General features: G+C 49.8%; 17 protein-coding genes and 1 pseudogene. 7 read left to right on the top strand and 11 right to left on the bottom strand.

All coding sequences use genetic code 11. From position 1 onward, the window contains the following. Positions 1–81: 81 nt before the first annotated feature. The gene (locus P2G88_RS02090) at positions 82–1,974 is read right to left on the bottom strand and encodes a M1 family metallopeptidase (protein ID WP_275793975.1); all 1,893 of its coding nucleotides are present in this window, start codon (positions 1,972–1,974) and stop codon (positions 82–84) included. A 100-nt stretch (positions 1,975–2,074) separates the two neighbouring features. On the opposite strand from P2G88_RS02090, the gene P2G88_RS02085 reads away from it, so the two are divergent. Beyond that, positions 2,075–2,254 carry a hypothetical protein gene (locus tag P2G88_RS02085; protein WP_275793974.1) on the top strand — a complete coding sequence of 60 codons (180 nt, stop codon included), beginning with the start codon at positions 2,075–2,077 and terminating at the stop codon, positions 2,252–2,254. 2 nt (positions 2,255–2,256) lie between these two features. On the opposite strand, the gene P2G88_RS02080 is transcribed toward P2G88_RS02085, so the two are convergent. The 4 genes from P2G88_RS02080 to P2G88_RS02065 form a co-directional block, all read right to left on the bottom strand. Beyond that, entirely contained in the window at positions 2,257–4,239 is a 1,983-nt protein-coding gene (locus P2G88_RS02080) for an EAL domain-containing protein (RefSeq protein ID WP_275793973.1), read from the bottom strand. 170 nt (positions 4,240–4,409) lie between these two features. Continuing rightward, positions 4,410–5,846, bottom strand: coding sequence for a YfcC family protein (locus P2G88_RS02075; protein WP_275793972.1), 1,437 nt, complete (start codon positions 5,844–5,846; stop codon positions 4,410–4,412). Further along, positions 5,843–6,694, bottom strand: coding sequence for an N-formylglutamate amidohydrolase (locus P2G88_RS02070; protein ID WP_275793971.1), 852 nt, complete (start codon positions 6,692–6,694; stop codon positions 5,843–5,845). The genes P2G88_RS02075 and P2G88_RS02070 overlap by 4 nt, the downstream gene beginning before the upstream one ends. Positions 6,695–6,749: 55 nt before the next feature. Then, positions 6,750–9,491 carry a TonB-dependent receptor gene (locus tag P2G88_RS02065; protein ID WP_275793970.1) on the bottom strand — a complete coding sequence of 914 codons (2,742 nt, stop codon included), beginning with the start codon at positions 9,489–9,491 and terminating at the stop codon, positions 6,750–6,752. Between the two features lie 133 nt (positions 9,492–9,624). Here P2G88_RS02065 and P2G88_RS02060 point away from each other — a divergent pair, with 133 nt between their 5' ends. Continuing rightward, positions 9,625–10,542, top strand: a complete 918-nt coding sequence (locus P2G88_RS02060; RefSeq protein ID WP_275793968.1) for a LysR family transcriptional regulator — start codon at positions 9,625–9,627, stop codon at positions 10,540–10,542. On the opposite strand, the gene P2G88_RS02055 is transcribed toward P2G88_RS02060, so the two are convergent. Further along, a complete protein-coding gene (locus P2G88_RS02055; RefSeq protein ID WP_275793966.1) occupies positions 10,539–11,423 on the bottom strand; it encodes a transporter substrate-binding domain-containing protein in 885 nt (294 codons plus the stop codon). The two genes, P2G88_RS02060 and P2G88_RS02055, sit on opposite strands and share 4 nt — an antisense overlap. Before the next feature lie 135 nt (positions 11,424–11,558). Here P2G88_RS02055 and moeB point away from each other — a divergent pair, with 135 nt between their 5' ends. Continuing rightward, positions 11,559–12,323, top strand: coding sequence for a molybdopterin-synthase adenylyltransferase MoeB (gene moeB / locus P2G88_RS02050; RefSeq protein ID WP_275793964.1), 765 nt, complete (start codon positions 11,559–11,561; stop codon positions 12,321–12,323). A gap of 148 nt (positions 12,324–12,471) precedes the next feature. Further along, positions 12,472–12,894, top strand: a complete 423-nt coding sequence (locus tag P2G88_RS02045) for a hemerythrin domain-containing protein (RefSeq protein WP_275793962.1) — start codon at positions 12,472–12,474, stop codon at positions 12,892–12,894. An 11-nt stretch (positions 12,895–12,905) separates the two neighbouring features. Here P2G88_RS02045 and P2G88_RS02040 read toward each other — a convergent pair whose 3' ends face one another. The 4 genes and pseudogenes from P2G88_RS02040 to yegQ form a co-directional block, all read right to left on the bottom strand. Next, a complete protein-coding gene (locus P2G88_RS02040; RefSeq protein WP_275793961.1) occupies positions 12,906–13,601 on the bottom strand; it encodes a transporter substrate-binding domain-containing protein in 696 nt (231 codons plus the stop codon). Between the two features lie 34 nt (positions 13,602–13,635). Next, positions 13,636–14,322 (bottom strand): transporter substrate-binding domain-containing protein, encoded by a 687-nt coding sequence (locus P2G88_RS02035; protein ID WP_275793959.1) that lies wholly within the window; start codon positions 14,320–14,322, stop codon positions 13,636–13,638. Between the two features lie 655 nt (positions 14,323–14,977). Continuing rightward, a pseudogene (locus P2G88_RS02030) lies at positions 14,978–15,157 on the bottom strand (YfhL family 4Fe-4S dicluster ferredoxin); the annotation flags it as partial. Beyond that, the gene (gene yegQ, locus P2G88_RS02025; RefSeq protein WP_275793958.1) at positions 15,157–16,470 is read right to left on the bottom strand and encodes a tRNA 5-hydroxyuridine modification protein YegQ; all 1,314 of its coding nucleotides are present in this window, start codon (positions 16,468–16,470) and stop codon (positions 15,157–15,159) included. The pseudogene P2G88_RS02030 and the gene yegQ, both read right to left, overlap by 1 nt. A 120-nt stretch (positions 16,471–16,590) precedes the next feature. On the opposite strand from yegQ, the gene mog reads away from it, so the two are divergent. Genes mog through P2G88_RS02010 form a run of 3 tightly spaced genes read left to right on the top strand, consistent with a single transcriptional unit; the run spans position 16,591 to position 18,629 of the window. Beyond that, on the top strand, positions 16,591–17,121 hold the full coding sequence (gene mog / locus P2G88_RS02020; protein WP_275793957.1) for a molybdopterin adenylyltransferase: 531 nt from the start codon (positions 16,591–16,593) through the stop codon (positions 17,119–17,121). A 6-nt stretch (positions 17,122–17,127) separates the two neighbouring features. Continuing rightward, positions 17,128–18,210 carry an MBL fold metallo-hydrolase gene (locus P2G88_RS02015; protein ID WP_275793956.1) on the top strand — a complete coding sequence of 361 codons (1,083 nt, stop codon included), beginning with the start codon at positions 17,128–17,130 and terminating at the stop codon, positions 18,208–18,210. Positions 18,211–18,227: 17 nt separating this feature from the next. Next, the gene (locus P2G88_RS02010) at positions 18,228–18,629 is read left to right on the top strand and encodes a cytidine deaminase (RefSeq protein ID WP_275793955.1); all 402 of its coding nucleotides are present in this window, start codon (positions 18,228–18,230) and stop codon (positions 18,627–18,629) included. Between the two features lie 12 nt (positions 18,630–18,641). Here the strand turns inward: P2G88_RS02010 and P2G88_RS02005 are convergent, their stop codons facing one another. Beyond that, positions 18,642–20,633 (bottom strand): diguanylate cyclase, encoded by a 1,992-nt coding sequence (locus tag P2G88_RS02005; protein ID WP_275793954.1) that lies wholly within the window; start codon positions 20,631–20,633, stop codon positions 18,642–18,644. Between the last annotated feature and the right edge of the window lie 64 nt (positions 20,634–20,697).

Below are 20,697 nucleotides of genomic sequence, written 5' to 3'. Positions count from 1 at the left end.
AAAAGTGCTTCGAGGTAAATCGGTGTTTTTCACATATAAAAAAGCCGGTGCAACCCACCGGCTTTTGCTTAAGTTTGCGCTTTATTGCACAAAGCCTTCATTGGCTTTAACAGTGAGAGGGTGATAACCCGGTTTCGCCTCTTCGAAAGCCTTTTTGGCCATGGCTTTACCTGCTTCAGTCTCTGACAGCGCTCTGTACAAGGGTTTGACCAACTTATTGCGGCCGATACTAACCAAATAACGATGCAACCTATCAAAGGCCGGCTCATACCAATGCTTAACCGCCAGCATCAACCAGCTGTGGGCAATTTCATTGTTGCCAACATTGGTCAGGGAAAATGCCCGGTCCAGCTCCATCATCTGCTCGATATTCAGAGACTCTGGCATATTGTTGAGGAAATACAGCCATTGATGAGTGTTCCAATCAGCAGCCGCTATGTTTTCGGCCGCTAGCTGACCTGACAACCATTGTTCTCTAGCTGCATCAACCAGCGTGAAGGCATCAGATTGCGCTTCAGGTGCAGCAGATGGGATGCCGGGGCTGAATATCCACTCATGAATGCGTTCTTTAGAGAGCTTGTCAGCATGCTCTTTTAATAGGGTCTCGTTCAAGTAGGCAACAAACTCATCGGTAGTAATGCTCTGGAAAGCAAAATGTTCGAAGTAGTTCATCAGGAACTGATCGAATGCCTCACGACCGACTTTCTGTTCCAGTTCACGCAGGAATAGCGCCCCTTTCTCGTATGGAATGTCGGAGAACACCTCATCGGGATCGCGACCACGCATGTCGATGGCAAGAATTTCATCTTGCTCGGGCAGGCTGTCGATATTGTCCTGCAATGACTGACGGCCCAGCACAAATTCCATTTGCTCGCGCTTCTCGCCGTAAACCATTTCCATGATGCGATAGGTCAGATAAGTAGTGAATCCTTCGTTTAACCACAGATCACGCCATGTGGCATTGGTTACCGTATTGCCAGACCAGGAATGTGCCAATTCATGAGCAATCAAAGACACCAGGCTCTTGTCTCCGGCGATAACGGTTGGCGTAATAAAAGACAGCCTTGGGTTTTCCATGCCACCGAAAGGGAAAGACGGGGGTAAAATCAGCAGGTCATAGCGATCCCAACGATAATCTCCGAATTTCTTTTCGGTCACTTCGAGCATGGCTTGGGTATCTTCAAATTCCTTGGCTGCAGCGTCGAGCATAGAAGGCTCGGCATACACACCGGTGCGCTCACCCATTGACTTAAAGGCCAGATCGCCCACCGCCAGAGCAATCAGATATGAAGGAATGGGTTGCGGCATATTAAATTCATACACACCGTCACGTTCGGTATCAGGGTCATTGGCAGCACTCATTACTGCCAGCAACTCTTTAGGCGTGCGGATAGTCGCCTCATAAGTGATCCTTACCTGGGGCGAATCCTGAAGCGGAATAAAGCTTCTGGCATGAATGGCCTGAGCCTGAGTAAACAGGAATGGGTGTGCTTTTCCTGCAGTTTGCGCAGGTGTTAGCCATTGCACGCCCGACGCCTCAGGAGACGTCTTGTAAGTAATGCTGACCCGATTGGCGCCAGCGGGTAACTCTATGCGTAAGGCGCTCCCCAAATGGGTGTCACTCTCTGCCAACGCAAATGGTACCGCTTGTCCGTCCACTTGAACGTTTTCGATAGCCAGATCGCGGGTATCCAGCACCAGGGTATCGACATCCTTTTTGATTCGCTCCACATCCAATGTGGCGATGCCAGAAAGCACATGCTCCGCGAAATCCACAGTCAGGTCCAAATTCAGGTGCTTCACCCGAATTTCATCAGGATTGGCAAAAGAGTGGTAATCTGTGCCGCCTTGCAAAGTATCAGATTTGGATTCTGTAGGCTCAGGAGTGGATACCGGCATTGGCTCGGGGGCTTTACTGCAGGCAGTAATAAGCATCGCCATTAGCGACAATGCGCTCAACGATTTGATTCCCATGAGGATTCCTTATAGTTTTGGTCAACGAAAACAGCGCCGATTGTGGCATAGTTAGCGTGCTGACTAAACGGCTATTGAGAGAAATGCACAAGGAGATGCGATGACGGTGATTTATATTCTGGCAATTCTCTTTATTGCCCTGATAATCATTATCCCACTGCTGGAACGCTCTAAATTGCGTATGTCAGATGAACAGGTTGGGCGTTACAGTCGATGGATATGGCCACTGGTGATGATTCTGCTAATTGCTCAACTTATCCGTATGATAGTGGAGCATTGAACTCAAAGCGTTGCCCGCTGCTCCAGGTGATTTTTGCGCGCCAGTCTTAAGAACTCTTTTTCCGGCAGTGGACGACTGTAAATGTAGCCCTGCACCTCATCACATCCCATGCTTTGCAATAAGGCCAACTCCATTTTGGTTTCCACACCCTCGGCGACCACTTTCATGCCAAGTTCGTGAGCCATGGCCAGCAAATTCCTCATCATTGCCTGGGCTTGCTTGGATGTTTCCAGCCCCTGCAGCAGCGATTTATCCAACTTGACGATATCAATAGGTAACCTGGCCAGATAGTTGAGCGAAGAATACCCCGTGCCGAAGTCATCGATGGCAATCTGCACGCCCAGATCGCGCAAGGCCTGCAAAATCTGTCTGCTGTTATCCAAATCCTCCACCAGCACACTTTCTGTCAATTCAAGCACCAGGGATCCCGGCTCCACGCTATGGGATACGAGCATATCCTGGAGATCCTCAATAAAGTCCTTTTCCAGCAACTGCAATGAGGAAAGATTCACGGCCAATTCGGTTACCGGGCCACCTCTGGTCAACCAACTACTCAGATAACGACAACTTTGTTCCATAACCCACCGGCCAATATCGCCAATTTGTCCATCACGTTCGGCGATAGGAATAAAAACTGCGGGGGAAATAGTGCCGATGGTGGCATGCTGCCACCGCAGTAAGACTTCTGCGGAGTGAATACGCCCCTCGGGTTGGGACACCTTGGGCTGAAACATCAAGGTTAATGCTTGCTCATCTATAGCTTTAAACAAGGCATTGCTAATATGGAATTGGCGAAGCCTGGCATCTTCCAATTGCGGTTCAAAACGACGGCATATTCTGTGTGCCGATTGCTTACCGTATCTGGCAGCCAAATCTGCCCGACGCAACAGGGTTTGTTTGTCTGTACCATCCAGCGGTCCCTGACAATAACCTACCTGGAAGCGAATATGAAAGCTGTGGTCGGCTACATCTAACGTGGACAAGAACGGCTTTATCAATGTGGCGACTCGATTATCCACTGCCTGCGCATCGGGTTGGCCTGACAATACCAGTAGAAATGTAGTCTCATCCACTTGCGCCAGGATACGTGCATCGGACAACTCACTGACCACCTTTGCCAAACGATGCCGAATCGCCTGCTGTAAACGGTCGAAGTCCTCTAACAACATAGCGGTCTTCATATCATTCAGGTGACGGATCCGCATGGATAGCACGGTGCTCCCATTTTGATGTGACACCAACTCATTAAAATCAGAGACTTCAATTAGCTGCAAATCCGGAAAAACCAGACAGGCCTCCTGTTGCGTTGACGAAAGCGGCACCAGGTGAAGGATCCCGTGGCTGTGGTCTTTGTGTACCAGATTGGCAGAAAATGCAGCCAGCTCGCCATCAAGCCGGACCGAATCGGTATTGATTGACAATTGCCGCCAATCACAAGATATGGGTTGTTGCCAGCGCCGCCAAAATGTCTCATCCGTGTCCTTTGGCAAGGACTCTCCCAACACTCGGTAAGCCGCGGCATTGGCTCTTGTCAAACGCTGCTCTTCGTCTAACTCAACTAAGGCCCTGGTTTCGTCCTTCAGCAGAGCACTTCTGATCTTGGCCTGCTGACGAGTGTCATGTATCAGAAACGCCTGGCGTACTTCGCTGAGCAGATGCTGTCCTACCCATGGGTTGGGAATAAACCTATGCACCATTGAACTGCTAAGGGCATCACCGAGAAGATAAAAATCAGCGTATCGGCTGACCACCATGCACAAAATATCGGGATGGCTGCGCTTAACCTGGCGGATAAAATCCAAACCGTTTAAAGGTGGGATCTTAAAGCCACAAATCAGGACGGGAGAATAGTGTCTTTCCAGCTGCGCCAGTCCTTGTTCGGCACTACTAACCGCATACACCGTAAAGGAGGCTTGCTCCAACAGTCGTTGTAACGCTCTGCGTGTTGTTTCCTCTGATCCAACGATCAGAATGTTTCGTTTCACCGCAGTCTCTCTGTCTTTACGTTATTGGCGCTTCGCCTCTCGCGCAAAAGCGTTTCCCATATCAAAGTTGGCGCGAGCCCCTCAACAAAGCAGTTTACTTAAGCTTAGACAATTCAGAGGGAGCCAAAAGAAAAATGGGCAGTAACGCCCATTTGCTCTAATTGGTCGGATTAGAAGCCCATGTTGACGGCCAGTGCCAGCAAGATCAGCGCCGTTACAATATAAATTGCCCACAGCGGCAAAATAAACCTGGCCCATTGCGCCCAGCCGATTTGCGCGGTGGCCAGATAGGCCAGCAGCGTACCCGAAGTGGGTGTAAGCATGTTGGTGATGCCATTACCAAATAAAAAGGCTAATACCGTCACCTGTGATGACACACCGGATAGCTGGCCTATAGGTCCCATTATCGGCATGCTTACCGCGGCCTGACCTGAGGTGGAAGGGATCAGAAAGTCCAGCAACAACTGAGACATAAACATACTGCTCGCAGCCACCACGGGACCACCGTCTCCAATCAAGGAAGCCAGGCTGTGAACCACCGAATCAAGGATCTGGCCTTGCTCCAGGGTGACCGCTACCGCCGTCGCCACTCCGATCAAAAAACTGGCAAGCAAGACTTTTTTCATACCTGAGACAAAGGCATTGGCCGCACCGTTGGCCCCCAAGCCACTGATCATGGCCAGCACCAGACTCACGGCGATGTAATAAGCCGACAAGGCATGGTGTTTCCATTGCCAGGTATTGGAGGCGTAGACAAGAAATCCGATGCTCAGAGCGAGCAAAACCAACATCAGGCTATGTCGCCAATGCAGCTTTGCCGCATTAAACTCCATAGTGATTTGCCTATCGCCACGCTGACGACTGATGACAAGCAATAGAAAGGCAATGCCGATGATGACAAAAACGAGATAAAACAAGAATCGTACATCTGCACCACTGAAAATTTGCAAGCCGACCAAGGGCTGAGCAATGGTCAGTGGCAATGGATTGGTCACTGATGACAGATAACCGGCTTTGACTGAAATAGTGACAATGGCAAAACCGATGATAGGTGGCAGCCCTAACCTGCTGGCCATGGCAACCATCAATGGGATCACCAAAAGGTACTCAGAAGCCAAACCTAAAAAGGTGCTGCCTGCCGAGAAAACCAGCATCAACACAGTCACCAGCACATAAATATTGCCTTTCACCATGCTGAGCAATCTCTCCAAGCCCGCATCCACAGCCCCGGTGTGAGTCAGAATGCCAAACATGCCGCCAATAATCAGCACCATAAAGATAAGGCCGGCGCCTCGTTCTAACCCTTCCGGAATGGACATCATCAACTGCACAAAACTCACCGGATAGGCCTTGTCGTCTTGCGCTTGCTCTATCCTGACAATATCCAGAAGGCTGGGATCCTTTTCCAACACCTGATAACTGCCGGGCACCACCAGCTTGCCATCTCGCTCATATCGCCCAGACTCGATGAAATAGGTCATCGCTCCCGCCAGCAACAAAATGCCAAGCAAAATAATGAGTGGATTCAGCGTGCTGGACTTGGCTGCTTCCTTAATCTGCTGCGAGTCTATCTCCCCTATTTGTTGAGGGGTTTCATTCTCCTTCATGCGGCAGCAACCTTGGCTCTGACATAGGTCGCCATATTGCTGATAACCACGCCCAGATCCCGTTTAAATGACTGATAATTATCATTAGTCACAAATTTAGCCTCGTCCAAGTAAAGTGCCCGGTTGATTTCTATCTGCATGCTGTGCCTGTTTAACAAAGGCTGGCCATAGTGGGTGACCAGGTAACCACCTTTATAGGGTTTATTAAGAGCCACAACATAACCAAGAGATTCAAAACTGGTCTTCACCATTTCCACAAAACCAGGCTCGCAGCAGTTACCATCGTTGTCACCTAAAACAATATCGGCTCTGCGTTCTCCTGCGTCCACATTCATCTTATTGCCGGTCGATTTCATGGAATGACAATCCACATGCCAGACCGCGCCAAACTGCTGACACAAATCATCTAGCCGTGTTTTCAGCACCTGATGATAAGGATGATAAATTTCACAAAGTCTTTGCAGTACCTCTTCTATCTCCAAAGGCCTGTCATACATGGGCACATCGGGTAACGCCAGTTTCCGGATAAGCCCCATCCCCCTGTCACTGTACTTAGTGGGCTTGCACAGTGCCCACGGAGCCGCCAGCAAGTCCGGATCGATGTCGTCCGGCGCACGGTTGAGGTCGATAACCATGCGCGAATAAAGGGCACTGAGTAAGGTACCGCCTTCCTCCAATACCTCCTCCCACAGCTCATTCACCTTCGCATCCCAACCAGTCTTTAGCGCCGCCAGACTCGCCTGGCATCGAAAATCCTGGGGAAATTGTATGCCACTGTGTGGGCTGTCAAAGACCAGTGGTATTTCGGTGGCCACGGGCAATTGCAAACAATAAGACGTCTTTTTCATAGCTGCCCTTCAATGGTTAGCAGAAACAAGGCCCTCGACAGAGGGCCGGTCAAAATTACATCTGGTAACTGACTTGCAGATACATAAAGCGTCCTACAGGGTTGTAGGTGTTTTGGTCAAAGTTGATGTTCGGGTTAGTCAGGGAAATAGGCGGCTGTTTGTCACCGATATTATTGATGCCCAGTTTTACTGCCAGATTGTCATCAATGTCGTAGGCAACCGAAGCATTGTGATAAATTACAGTACCAATATGACGATCCATCTCATCCGGTGTGCCCGGATCGACAGTTTCGGTGGTATCACCAATGTGTCTCAGGTTGTAATTCACTTTCCACTGACCTTGGGACCAGTTGGTGGAGAAGCTGCTGCGCCATTCGGGATAGGCTTCGCGAAGCATGGCGACACCCAGCCTGTCTTCAACCTGAACCGTGCCGTCCGATAAGGTGGATGAGACTTCGAAATCCCTTAGCTTGGAAATGTTAAGGTTGAAATCCCACTCTCCCACTTCGGTCTCAAGGCCGTAGTTCATGACCATATCCACACCGGAAACCTTGGTGCTGTTAAGGTTCACCGGACCATCGATGATGTCCTCTATTTCACCGCTGGCGCTGCGGGTAATCACCTCACAGTTTTTGCCTTTAGTAGCACACAAGTCGAGGATGGCCTGGGCACCAAAAATACTGATGGTGTTGTCAATTTCAATGTCATACCAGTCCAAAGTCACACTGAAATCCTCGATAAAATCGGGGATATAAACCATTCCATACGACCAGTTCTCAGACGTCTCAGGCTGCAGGAAGCGGTTACCACCGGTGGTCAACTGTACGTTGGTTTCACCCTGGGTATAGGAAGCGGGTACGCTGCTGCATCCCACCAAGCTCTTATTGCTGGAGCACGGATCGAGCACGGGAGCAAAGGTCTGACGCTGGCCTTCATACAATTCCAGAATGGACGGTGCCCTAAAGCCCTCTGCCCAGGTAGCACGCAATGTGAACCCATCTACCGGTGCATACACAATACCGGCCTTGCTGTTGGTAGTGCTGCCAAAGGTGCTGTAATCGGAATACCGGGTAGCCAGGCTAAGTTCCAGTTTGTCCGCCCAGGATTCTCCATCGAGCAACGGAATGACAAATTCCACATAGGCTTCTTTTAGATCATATTCACCATCGGTACCGGTGCGCGCAGAGCTGCTGGTTGTCTGATAAGTGTTCACGCGCGGATCGGAGTTGATTGTACTGTCAGGCACATCCAGTCCCTGCTCTTCACGATATTCAATACCGGCAGCCACAGCCAAATCACCTGCAGGCAGGGAGTAAAGACTGCCAGTGATGTTGAAGGTGAAATCTAATTGCTTGGCTTCGTTGTAGTCGCGCCCGGTGAAATTGATGTAGTCCACCATTTCTGCCGTTAGCGTATTAAACAAATTAACGGGCACGCAACCGGCGGCTAAATCGGTAACATCGGCAGTAATACCAGTGGTATCACAGGCACGCAGGCCCAATGCCAGCTTATCCAGATGCACCTGATTATTGGAGGTAAAATCGGCCTTGTTCTTGCCATATGACAAGAAGGTGTCCCAATCCCAGCCATCGCCGATATTCAATTCGCCATCAAGACCCAAGCCTAAACGGGTGGTTTCCACTTCCTGGGCGTTCACGCGATAGCCGTTTTCCTCCATAAAGGAGGTATGTCGGAAATCAGAGCCTGAGAAAGGGATACCAAAGGGGTTCACCCTGGGGTCATTGGCAATCATGAAACCGCGGCTACCGCCACGTACCGAAGAGAGAGCAGAAGAGAATTGTTGGTCTGACTCACGCTTGTTATACAGAGCCTCAATGCGAAAGTTAAGGCGGTCATCCAAGGGGATGATGGCCTGACCGTAAAGGGCATAACGCTCGTTGGGTCCTGTTACATAGTTGTTGTAGTAACGATTGAACTGATCTTCGCCAGTCACCGCACGCCAACTGGATAAATCATTACCGTTGCTGCCGGGATCACGGGTGATCCCAGCTGAAGGGATTGGAAAACCAAGTACAGCGGCGAGTCCAGATTCACGGAACAACCCCTCTGGCGTGCCATCTGAGAGGCCGTTTAAGGGCACGGCTGTCAGTTCCCGATCCTGGGTATAAATGGGCTTCTGATCGGCATAGCTGGCGGCAAACATTATATTGGATTCGCCTACATCCTGGCCCCACAGCAGATCCACATTCACCGTTTCGCGATCCCCTTCGCTGGACTGGCCATAGTAGGCCTTGGCGCTGGTTCCGACGAAATCGGAGTGGGTATAGATATTCACCACCCCGGCGATAGCATCGGCACCGTAGATGGCTGTGGCACCATCCTGCAGCACTTCCACTCGCTTAACGATTGCCTGAGGAATGGTGTTGAGGTCAACAAAATCGCGAAAGCCACGGGTGCCCGCACCGTTTACCCAACGATGACCATTCACCAGCACCAAGGACCGGTTCTCACCAAGGTTCCTCAAATTCAAACTACTGCTGCCATGGCTGGTGCCGGCTGAACCGTTACTGTTCAGGCTGGCGCCCACTGAGGGAAGCTCTTGTAAAACTTCACCCAACGACACCGAGCCAGTTTGGTTCAAATCCTCCAGATTAAGCTCCTGTACCGGGCTTGGCGTATCCCCCTGGCGCTTGATCCGTGAACCGGTCACCGCAATGATTTCGGTATTATCGGTGTTATCGGCCCCATCCTGGGCATAGACAATTGATACCTGGCCGCAACAGGCCAGGGCGACAGAAACTGAGACGGCAGCTTTGCGAAAGTGTGTGATGCCCATTTTATGTTCTCCGACTTGGATAAATACTGCACAGACGATAAGTTGATTTACAGTTTATTAACCTTTCACACCTATGCAATATCATCTAAAATAATCATCACCTCATAACATTTTGTTATCACCAAAGAGCTAAATGAAGGCGCCTCTGCAACCACTTAATTTACGCAGTCTTGAAGCCTTTCAAGCCATTCTCCAGGCTGGCTCTGCCACCGCAGCAGCCAAGCAACTGGGTATGACGCAACCTGGGATCAGTCGCCTGCTTGCCAGCTTCGAAGAGCACGTCGGCTTTCAACTCTTTTATCGTGAGAAGAGCCGTTTGGTCCCCACCGAAGAAGCATTGGCCTTATCCAAGGAAGCAGCGTTGATTCTGGATAGCGCCGAACGGATCGGCCAATTGGCCAAAAATTTGTTCAACTCTGACCTGGGCTGGCTCAAAGTAGTGGCACCAAATTCTTTTATCGCAGGCCCATTGGCCGATGTGGTGGCGGATTTTTTGCGCAAACACCCCAGGGTCAATATTTCTTTGGACACCCATAGCCCTGCCAGCGCCCGGGAAATTGTTGCCCGCCGCTCGGCAGATTGCGGATTTATTCAGTTACCGGAGAACCATCCTGGTCTTGTGTGCGAGCCGATGCTACAGAGTGATACGGTTTGCGCCCTCTCTCCTGAACATCCTTTGGCCAAGAAAAACATGATTGATGTCAGTGATCTAAGAGGAGAAAACCTGATTCTACTGGGCAAGGGACGTTACACCCGCCAGCAGATAGACAATGTTTTTTTCCAGGCCAAAGTGCCAATGAAAGTGAGGCTGGAAACCCACACTGTGGCGATTGCCTGCACTTTCGCCAGACGTAATCTGGGTATCGCCTTGGTTAATCAGATGTTGGCACAACAGTACGCAGATAAGGACCTGATATTACTGCCATTCACGCCCCAATTAACCTATGAGTATGGCTTCATCACATCCGCCCATGCACCTATGAACAGACTAACGCAAGCTTTCTTCGAACATTGCAGGGCTTGTTTCGAGCAAAAGCCTGACGCGGTTTAATTCCAGGTGAAGCTGTCTTCAGGTATGTCATATCTCTGATAAAACTCTCTGCGCAAAATATCTTTGAGTTGCCCATCTTGCACCAAGGCTTTCACCGCTTGTTCAAACTCTTCAACCCGAGCAAAAAGCGGAGAGGATTTCGCCAGAGCAACGTAACGGGGCTGACGTTCGGCAACCTTGAAAGACGCTTGTTCTATTTTGTCGCGCAGATCCAACCGTGATAACAAAAATTCCCCCTGGTCCTGAGCAATGATAAAAGTATCAATACGGCCCTTGTGCAGTCGTCCGAAATTCTGTTGGTTATCCAAGACTGGCGACTTTATCAGCTCATCATCGTTATCAAATCGTTCGAAATACAATGCGCCGGCTTTCGTGCCAATCACCGTGCGATTAGCCAAATCTTCATAGCGCAATATTTTGAATTCTCTATCTTTGCGCACATAAAACACCTTTGCGGCACTGGTTCGGTAGGGGGTACTGAGGAAATGCAAATACTCTCTCCGAGAGACACTGTCTGACAGGCCCAGCATTAAATCCGCCTCTCCATCGTTTAGCAGTAACAGGCAGCGTTCCAGTGGACAGGGAACAAATACAGGCTGCAAGGAGAGTTGCTTGGCCAATACTTTGGCAATTTCGGCGTAAACTCCTTCGGCCTTTTCCTGACTATTGAAAGTCTTCCATGGAGCCGATGGATTGAAGGCCACGCGAAGCTGCTCATTGGCAAAACTGCTAAGTGACATGCTACAAAGGGTCAAACCCACCAGCAGTTTACGCAAACCGGGAATCATATCTGTTCCTTGTTGTTGTGCCTTACAGCCTTTAGGAACATAGCTGTCTTCTTTGAGAATACACAGCTCTTCATGAAAAATATTGAAGTGCATAAGCCATTTGAAACTGGGAGCAGATATCAGTGCCCATCGAGGAAAGCTTACATTTTTCGTCACTCCACCAGTCGCGGAAGGATTGCCTGAAGTTTCCGGGCGGACAATAATGCCCTTTTGGCTGCCACACTGTTTATGCATAAACAACTTAATCAAAAGCAAGCCCTCAAATATAACCGCCAGATTCTCTTACCCGGTTTCGATCTTGAAGCCCAGGAAGCCTTACTGAATGCCTCAGTGCTGATGATTGGCGTTGGTGGCTTAGGCAACAGTGCGGCGCAGTATTTAGTATCCTCGGGCATTGGTGCGCTCACCCTTTGTGATGACGATAAAGTAGAGCTTTCCAATCTATCCCGACAGACATTATTTATTGAACAGGATATAGGTCGTAAAAAAGCACAAGCTGCTATCGCCAGGCTCAGCGACCTCAATCCGGATGGTCGTTTGCAGTTTCATACACGAAGGTTTGATGACTCAGAGTTAGCGGCACAGATCAGAGCTCATGACCTGGTACTAGACTGCACCGACAACCTGTCCTCCAGAAACCAAATTAACCGCCATTGTGTAGCGCTCGGTAAGCCCTTGGTGGTGGGCGCCGCTATTCGCTTTGAAGGACAACTGTTCAGCTATGCGCCGGAGCACAACGCGCCTTGCTATCAGTGTTTATCCGCGCTCTTTACCGAGCCTCAGCAAAGCTGTGTAGAATCCGGCATTTTGACGCCGGTGGTGGCAATAGTTGGCGCCATGCAGGCATTAGAAGCCATTAAGCTGATTACAGGTGTGGGCAAAGCCAGACCTGGGCGGCTGCAGCTATTTGATGGGCTATCAGGAGAGTGGCGATATATGAATGTAAAGCGCCATGCTTTGTGCCCCGCCTGCGGACCATCGAAACAGAAATAGCGGCGTAACCATCACTGTCCACGAATTATTCACATCCTTTGATATGGATTAATTTTTATCCTCCTTAATGCCCTTACTCTTACAAAGAATATTGAGCCATTTGTTTGTGCAGGGCACCGCAGGCACCTCACAAAAAAAGGAGCATACAATGCAGGGCTTTATTACTCAGTTTTTTACCAGTGACCAGCAAGGCCTGGAATTACTCTTTATTGCTTACCTGCGCACCAAACGCCAGGATCTGGGCATATCAAGACAGTTCTTCGATAAATTTAAAGTGGGTATGCGGCGGCATATCCGGCAAAAGGAGCAATTGCTATTGCCCGCCTTGGAGGGTTGTCAAAACGAAGTGGAATTACTCGTGCAAACACGTTATGAGCACCAGCAAATACTGCAGCAGTTAACGTGGATAGAGGCGTTATTGGACAAAGGCATGGACAGCGAAGAAGACGATCAACGCCTGGAATACCTGTTGTCCGATCATTTTGAGAATGACGAGTTCAGCCTTTATCCACTGTGTGATCGGAAAATTAGCGACGAGGCCATGGGAAAACTATTATTGCGTCTTTATTGATTGTCATTGCCTTATTGGTTTTTCAACGCTTTCAGCGCGGTATTTAACAATTGCAAACGCCGCCTATTTTCGGGGTCATCACGAAATGCCATGACCAATTCTTTTTTGGTCAACACATCTATCACATGCACATTGTCTATGCCCTCCCTGCCGGCCAAATACAACATCACTGTTGGATCGGTTATCGCCAACGCATGTCGCCCCAAAGACAACTTTTTCAACAGCGACATCTCATCGTTAGCCAGATCCACATTGACTTGGTAGTCGGACGCCAGTCGCTGTATGTAATCCGGGTAGACATAACTTCTTACGAGCCCCACCTGGTAATCCATAAACAGCTGTTCGAGGGAAATATGTGACTTGGGCGCCAACTCATTCCCCAAAACAGCAATCTCAGACCAATCGACAGGGAGTGAGCCAACAAATCCTTGTTCCACTTCCTCCGGCCAGGCCGGGAAATAACCAACATACTCGGGCTCGGCCGCTATCCGTTTAGCTCGTCCCCAAGGGTAAAACTCAACCACCAACTGGATATCTTGCCGGCGAAGCAGTTCTCTGAGTTTAGTGATGGCATTGCCTTGATTGGAAAGGGTCGCTCCAGAATAGGGCTCCCAGTCTAAAGACGTTATTTTCCAGGTTTCTCCAGCGAACACAAAAAAGGGCATCCATAAAACCAACCAAACGGCCACTCTGAATGCCCTCAACATATTAACTCCTTTATACTTTTACCCTGCGCACCTTTTACTTTTCCAGCAACTTATTGAGGAGTGCGATTCTGGCTTTATTGTCCTCACCGTCACGGAAAGCAACCACCAACTCTTTCTTGGTTAACACCTGCACAGGCTCAACATTGTCAGTGCCCTGCTGTTGAGCCAAATACATCATCACAGTGGGATCGGTGATGGCAGCGGGATGTCTGCCGGTGGACAACTTCTTCAGTAAAGAATTTTCATCTGGTGCTTCATCGACTTTACCTTTGTACTTTTCCATCGCCTTGGTTATATCCTCGGGATAGACATAGGTTTTAACCAGACCTACTTTGTATTTACTGAAAAGCTCATCCACTGTAGAAAAACTAACTTCCTGCGCTTTGTTGCGCATAACACCTATTTCAGACCAATCCACGGCATTTGACGCAACAAATCCTTGCTCCACTTCCTCAGGCCAGGCCGGAAAAAAGCCCACATAATCATTGGTTTCAGCCAAAGCCTTTGCTCTAGCCCAAGGATAAAACTCAACTATCAGATTTATTCCCTCAGCCTTTAATACTTCTCTGAGCTTCTGAATGGCATTGCCCTGGTTGCTAAGAGTTGCGCCTGAATATGGCTCCCAATTTAAAGACGTAATCTTCCAGGTCTCCTCAGCGCTTGCGGCAGCGCTTAAACCAAAACACATAACCATCAGTGTGTTAATCAGAAACTTTCTCATTTTGTTCTCTCCTGACGCCCAGGTTAAGTTGACAGATTGATTGACAAAAACTTCAATTCAACGAATTGAAGCTAGTCGCTCAACTGGGAACTATCAATGCAAAGCCGCTATGGAATAGAAAATAATGAGCCCGGGATACGTTCTCTCCCACCTTGGCTAGTCATGAAGTGGGAACTGATCGAACTGAAAACCCTAACGGCTCATCCTGAGCAGGTGGAAACACGCCTATGAATCAACAAGTTCAAGGTAGTTGTTTATGTCAGGCAACTCGATTTGCGATACACGGGAAACTGCTCTCTCCTCGTTATTGCCACTGTGCTCACTGCTGCAAATTTGCCGGCACTTCTCCCGCCAGTTGGGCCATGGCCAAAACGACGGATTTACAGATTCTGCAGTCAGGGGAGGTGAGAAAATTTAATTCAGGCAGAGGACTGAGGTGTTTCTGCGGGATATGCGGCTGTCCGTTGTGGTTTGAATCACTAGATCATGCAGACTGGCTGGCGATCCCTCTTGGGGTACTTGATAATGGCGGCATTCCGAGTCCGCAAATGCATATATGGACACAATCCATGCCCTGCTGGGGCTCCATATGCGACAATCTGCCGCAGTTTTCTAATAACCCACCAGACTAGTTATTTCAGTCCTTCTGTAAATACTCAATACAATCAAGCGGGCAGACAGCAATACAGGCAGGAGCGTCATAGAATCCCTCACATTCTGTGCAAAGTGCCGTATCAATCTGATAAATGCTTTCGCCCATGCTGATGGCCGCGTTAGGACATTCAGGCTCGCACATATCACAATTGATACAGTCGGCAGCAATAAACAGGCTCATCAGGCTACCGCATAACCTAAGTCTTGCTGATCACAACGCACTAACAAGGCATGCTCAAGGGCAACGTCCGAGGGCAACGACATGTATACCCGGTGGCCGGCCCCTGGGGCTACGGAAATGGCGTTACCGGACTTATCCCACAACGCATCCAATCGCCAATGGCGATTGCCCTTGGTGGTCATCAGCATCACATCATCGCCCACGCAGAAACGATTTTTCACTTCTACTTCGCACAGACCCGTTTTTTCATCCCGGCCCAGCATTTCACCGACAAACTGTTGAATATCGCTCAACGAGGCGCCCTGTTCATAGTTTTGCATCTCGCTGACCGGGATATGACGGCGTAAAAATCCTTCTGTATAGCCACGGGAGGCCAAACCTTCCAGCTCCCATAACAAACTCATGTCGAAAGGCTTACCCGCTTTGGCATCGTCGATCGCGCGACGGTATAGCTGTGCGGTGCGGGCAACGTAATAATGTGATTTTGTGCGTCCCTCTATTTTCAGCGAATGCACCCCAGCCTTGGTCAGACGCTCAACATGCTGGATGGCCCGTAAATCCTTGGAGTTTAAGATATAGGTACCATGCTCATCTTCATACATGGGCATGGGGCTATCGGGTCGCTGATTTTCGGTGAGAATAGCCACCTTGCTCTGCTGACAACTGGTTTGAAGCTCGCCACAGGTGCTTTCTTTGGCATCAGAAACACTGTATTGCCAACGACAAGCGTTGTTGCAGGCGCCTTGATTAGGATCGCGCTTGTCCATGTAGCCAGAAAGCAGGCAACGTCCAGAATAGGCCATACACAGCGCCCCGTGCACAAAGACTTCCAGCTCCATTTGTGGTACTTTTGTGCGGATCTGCTCAATCTCATCAAGGGCCAGTTCACGGGAAAGGATCACTCGCTCAATCCCCTGTTGCTGCCAGAATTTTACCGCTGCCCAGTTCAGGGTATTGGCCTGCACCGAGAGATGCTGTGGGATATGGGCGAAATGCTCCTTAAGCAGCATGATTACGCCTGGATCAGACACAATAAAGGCATGGGGTTTGAGCGCAGCAATTGCCCTTACATCCTCCACAAAGGTCTTTAGTTTGGCGTTATGCGGCGCGATATTGAGTACCACATAGAACTTCTTGCCCAGGCTTTTGGCTTCGGCGATCCCTTCTGCCAAAGTGGCCAGATCAAAACCGTTGTTGCGCACCCTAAGGCTGTATCGGGGTAATCCGGCATAGACTGCATCGGCGCCATAGGCAAAGGCGTAGCGCATAGATTTCAAACTTCCGGCAGGGCTGAGCAATTCTGGGGCAAACATCTGACTCTCCTCAATACAGCCCGGCGCATTATGCGGATATTCGTCTTTTGCATATTGATCTGGCGCAAAAAGTCCTTACCTTAAGCAGACTGCAGCTTGTGGACACAGGAGATAAACAAGATGGATAGCGCCAGAATCGGCATCGTCACCATTAGCGATCGCGCCAGCCGCGGCCAATACGAAGATCTTTCCGGGCCAGCCATTATCGACACTTTGGACAGCTACCTAAGCTCGCCCTGGGAGCCGGTTTATCGCCTGGTGGCAGACGAGCAGCCACTGATTGAACAGACGCTGATTGAACTGGTGGATAAACAGGGCTGTGCCCTGGTGGTCACCACCGGCGGTACCGGACCGGCTAAACGTGACGTCACACCGGAAGCCACCGAGGCGGTGTGCGATCGCATGATGCCAGGCTTTGGCGAGCTGATGCGCATGGAAAGCCTTAAGTATGTGCCAACGGCCATTCTCTCTCGTCAAACAGCCGGACTGCGTGGCCATTCACTTATCCTCAATCTCCCCGGCAAACCCAAGGCCATTCGCCAATGCCTGGATGCCGTTTTCCCGGCCATTCCCTATTGCATTGATTTAATGAACGGCCCTTACCTTGAATGCGATGAAGAGGTGATAAAAGCCTTTCGTCCCAAAGCCTGATTTTTGATGAAAGCGTTAATATTTACCCAGCTCAGTCTGTTCTTGGCCATACTGCTTGCTGGCTGTGCCACGCCCAACCAAGTCACTCAGATAACGGCACAGCCTCCCACTGCCAAGCTTGCAACGGATAACCGATATCAGAACCTCTATCCCGGTAAAAAGGAATATCCCCTAACCTGTGAAACAGATTGCTATCTGCCTCATCCGGATGTGGACTGCAAAGAGCCTGCACAGCAGTGCCATTACGTTGGCCCGCAGCGTATACCACCTGTCGACAGCGGCTTTAAAGTGCAGTGGCTGGGCCATGCCAGTTTTGCTATCGAGTCGCCGGATGGTCAGCAAGTGCTTATCGACCCTGTCAGTGGCCAATTCGACTGGCCAGTAAACTGGGCGGCCAACCTGCTTGGCACCAGCAGAAACAAACCCAAATGGCTTAGTGATAAGACGCTCCAAAAAACCAAGGCAGTGCTTTATTCACACCTGCACTACGACCATTTCAATAAGGCCGACATCGGGCGCATCGGTAACCAGGCGCAATATTTTGTGGGATTAAACAGCGCCTCTCATTTTGAGAAGGCCGGCTATCAAATCAAAGAAATGGATTGGTTCGCTTCATCGCAACTTGGCGATACCACTATCCATGCCGTGCCCGCCCACCACTTTAACGGCCGTATCTGGGTGCCTTTCCTATACGGAGATAATGAGCAGAGTCTGTGGACCGGATGGCTTATCGAACATAGTGGCAAAAAGCTCTACTTTGCCGGCGATACAGGATATTCAGATCATTTTAAGGATATTCAGGCGCGTTACGGGGATATAGATGTCTGCCTGATACCTATTGCTTCCTATCATCATGAAGAGCATGGCGAATGGTATCGCTATGTGCATACCACCCCGGAAGATGCCCTGACTGCCGCCGAAGAGTTGGGCTGCAAAGTGATGATCCCATGGGGCTATGGCAATGCCAGTTGGCAAATGGGCGATCACAGTTCACACTCTGCCCTGCTTCGCCTGCTAAATATGAAAGAACGTATGCTAAGCACTGTGAATCTGCTCATCCTGAATGAGGGCGAACAGGTAACCCTGTAAGAATTGGAAACTGACCTTTGAATCAAGCAACACTAGAAAAACAAAAAGAATATGCCAAGACCGCGGCCAGCCATGCCTACAACAGATACAGCAATTTCGCTGTTGGCGCGGCGCTTAGCCTAAAAGACGGCAGATTAATTCCCGGCTGTAACGTGGAAAACGCCTCTTACGGTTTGACCAACTGCGCCGAACGCACCGCCATTTATGCCGCTATCGCTCAGGGGATCAAGCCCGAGCAATTTGCCGCCATGACCATCTATATGCCGGGCGATAAGCTCTATTCCCCCTGTGGAGCCTGTCGTCAGGTGATTGCGGAGTTTTTTCCGGCCAATGCCAAGGTTCATGCCACCTGCGATGCCGAACATACGCAAAGCTGGCGTGTGGATGAGTTGCTGCCGGGCTTATTTAGCTTGCCCTGATAGGCTTAAAAGCTAGAGGAAGTCAGCGCTATCCTGAGTCCCATCATGCTGTGCTGTGACAAGACAGGCGCGGTCACGACCGCGCTCCTTAGCTTGATACAGGGCATTGTCGGCAGCATGGAAAAGAGCATCCTGGGAGCTTTGTGCATTTAACAGCTCGCAGGTTACCCCCATACTCAGTGTCACACTGCAGTACTGCCCGTTTCGGTCCACAGGAATATGTAATGTTCGGATCTCTTTAAGCAACAACGCGATAGTCTTGGACAATCCCTGCAAATCTTCTTTATCGTCAATACAGAGTACGGCAAATTCCTCACCACCTATACGAAAACATTTGTCGCTGGCACGCTGAAAACAAGCGCAAATGGCATGAGCAATCCGGGCAATCACCGCATCACCGGCTTGATGCCCGAACCGATCATTGATGCTTTTAAAGTGGTCAATATCCAGAATGTACAAGGTTAGCCAGGTGTTGTTTTGGGTCAGGCGCTTGGCGCGGATCAGCTCCTCTTCAACACAGTGGCGAAAGTGCCGCCGGTTATACAGCCCGGTAAGATCATCGGTAATCGCCAGCTTCTCTAACTGCACATTGGCCGCCTGCAAGGCTTCGGTGCGTACCGCCACTTCCTGATCCAATGATTTGTTAATGTCCCGTTGCTCTTTGATGGCAGCATCCAGTTTATCTGCCATCTGACTAAAGGAATTAGACAGCTCTGCCAGTTCCGCACATCCCGGCTCAAAAAGCGCAGGGGCTGTGCCGCTTTTTAGTGATTCATCCCTTGCTCTGGCTTCAAGCCACTTTACCCGCTTAAGCATATTGCCGATGGGCTTGACAACTGTGGTGTCTATCAAGGTCCACAGCATCAAAAACTCGGTCAGCAACCCCAGCAAGGCGATAGCCAGGATGATAAGAGCCGCTTTGGCACCATGTTGTTGCAGCAAGGACTTAGGATAGATATTGACCAGAAACCAATTGGGCCCGCTGATACGGGTAAAGGCCAGATAAGCGTCATCAATTTCCACTACGTCACTGCGTTTGTTAACGGAAATCACCTTTTCGTAGACCTTTTGCAATCTACCGCCAACTTCAGAGATCATGGTCTGTTTATCGCTACCACCAAGGCTGGCGTGCCAAGACTGATGGGCAATTAATCTTCCCTGCTCATCGAAAGCCAGGTTTTCCGTTCCCTCAAACTTGTCATCGATGACCCGTTTCATAAAGTCATCCAGCAGAATGTCCTGCCCGGCGGTCGCTACCTGCCGATCTTCAATATAGATTGGCCTCAGTGCACTGACCAACCACACCTTTGCGGTCTCATCAAAGTAGAAGCGAGTCCATACTGTATGTCGCTGTGGATTGTTTTGTTGATTGGCAGGGGCGACAAAAATCTCATCAGGGAAATAGCTGTCAGCCGGCACATGATGCAAATACGGAAATCCGACAAACTCTCCGATTAAGAGGTTTTCGGGGGCAGTAACAAAGTAATTAATATATTGCCCGGTGGCGGTCCAGGCTGTGCCATACCAATCCAGCATACCGGCAATAAGCGACGCACGGTGACGCATTTCCTCGTCCAGTTTAACGCCCTGGCCGATAAATCCGGTAAACCCACTGTGAAACAAACCATCTTTGTCCACATGCCCCTCGTACCATTCTTGCTTGGTGCGATAGGTGCCATCAGGCCAAGGCTCGAAATAGTCATCAAAACGTCTCGCACCCAGGCGGGGGTTCACCTTCTGCCACTGTTCCCGAAACTGTTTTTCAAAGGCAAGATGACGTCGTTCAGTTTTAAGAAACGGCTCAGAATCCCGTAAACCACGTTCACTGATATAACTAAGTAGCTGTTGCTTGAGGCCGTTTTCAAGAATAGAGACCACATGATAGTAACTGGCGACACATAATGCCGTGGCGACAAAAATACTGCGCAGGCCGCCTCGGGATAGCAACTGTCGTCGAAGAGAATATTGGATGGGTGGACCACCCTCAGAGGAACGATTCCACATGACCTAACAGCAGCCTTAAACTGAAAATGACATCTATAAAGCCAAATCATGTAACGCTCATTCA

Origin of the sequence: Aliiglaciecola sp. CAU 1673 (assembly GCF_029223185.1) — a bacterium.
Taxonomy (GTDB): domain Bacteria; phylum Pseudomonadota; class Gammaproteobacteria; order Enterobacterales; family Alteromonadaceae; genus Bowmanella.
The sequence above is the reverse complement of the archived record's forward strand: the minus strand, read 5'-3'. Positions and strand labels throughout refer to the sequence as shown.

What these genes read in the sequence shown, in the direction of transcription:
- yegQ (WP_275793958.1), bottom strand. Translation starts at nt 16,470, where the DNA reads ATGTTTGCCCCAGAATTGCTCAGCCCTGCCGGAAGTTTGAAATCTATG.
- moeB (WP_275793964.1), top strand. Translation starts at nt 11,559, where the DNA reads ATGCATAAACAACTTAATCAAAAGCAAGCCCTCAAATATAACCGCCAG.
- P2G88_RS02040 (WP_275793961.1), bottom strand. Translation starts at nt 13,601, where the DNA reads ATGTTGAGGGCATTCAGAGTGGCCGTTTGGTTGGTTTTATGGATGCCC.
- P2G88_RS02005 (WP_275793954.1), bottom strand. Translation starts at nt 20,633, where the DNA reads ATGTGGAATCGTTCCTCTGAGGGTGGTCCACCCATCCAATATTCTCTT.
- P2G88_RS02085 (WP_275793974.1), top strand. Translation starts at nt 2,075, where the DNA reads ATGACGGTGATTTATATTCTGGCAATTCTCTTTATTGCCCTGATAATC.
- P2G88_RS02055 (WP_275793966.1), bottom strand. Translation starts at nt 11,423, where the DNA reads ATGCACTTCAATATTTTTCATGAAGAGCTGTGTATTCTCAAAGAAGAC.
- P2G88_RS02090 (WP_275793975.1), bottom strand. Translation starts at nt 1,974, where the DNA reads ATGGGAATCAAATCGTTGAGCGCATTGTCGCTAATGGCGATGCTTATT.
- P2G88_RS02060 (WP_275793968.1), top strand. Translation starts at nt 9,625, where the DNA reads ATGAAGGCGCCTCTGCAACCACTTAATTTACGCAGTCTTGAAGCCTTT.
- P2G88_RS02065 (WP_275793970.1), bottom strand. Translation starts at nt 9,491, where the DNA reads ATGGGCATCACACACTTTCGCAAAGCTGCCGTCTCAGTTTCTGTCGCC.
- P2G88_RS02035 (WP_275793959.1), bottom strand. Translation starts at nt 14,322, where the DNA reads ATGAGAAAGTTTCTGATTAACACACTGATGGTTATGTGTTTTGGTTTA.
- mog (WP_275793957.1), top strand. Translation starts at nt 16,591, where the DNA reads ATGGATAGCGCCAGAATCGGCATCGTCACCATTAGCGATCGCGCCAGC.
- P2G88_RS02070 (WP_275793971.1), bottom strand. Translation starts at nt 6,694, where the DNA reads ATGAAAAAGACGTCTTATTGTTTGCAATTGCCCGTGGCCACCGAAATA.
- P2G88_RS02075 (WP_275793972.1), bottom strand. Translation starts at nt 5,846, where the DNA reads ATGAAGGAGAATGAAACCCCTCAACAAATAGGGGAGATAGACTCGCAG.
- P2G88_RS02015 (WP_275793956.1), top strand. Translation starts at nt 17,128, where the DNA reads ATGAAAGCGTTAATATTTACCCAGCTCAGTCTGTTCTTGGCCATACTG.
- P2G88_RS02045 (WP_275793962.1), top strand. Translation starts at nt 12,472, where the DNA reads ATGCAGGGCTTTATTACTCAGTTTTTTACCAGTGACCAGCAAGGCCTG.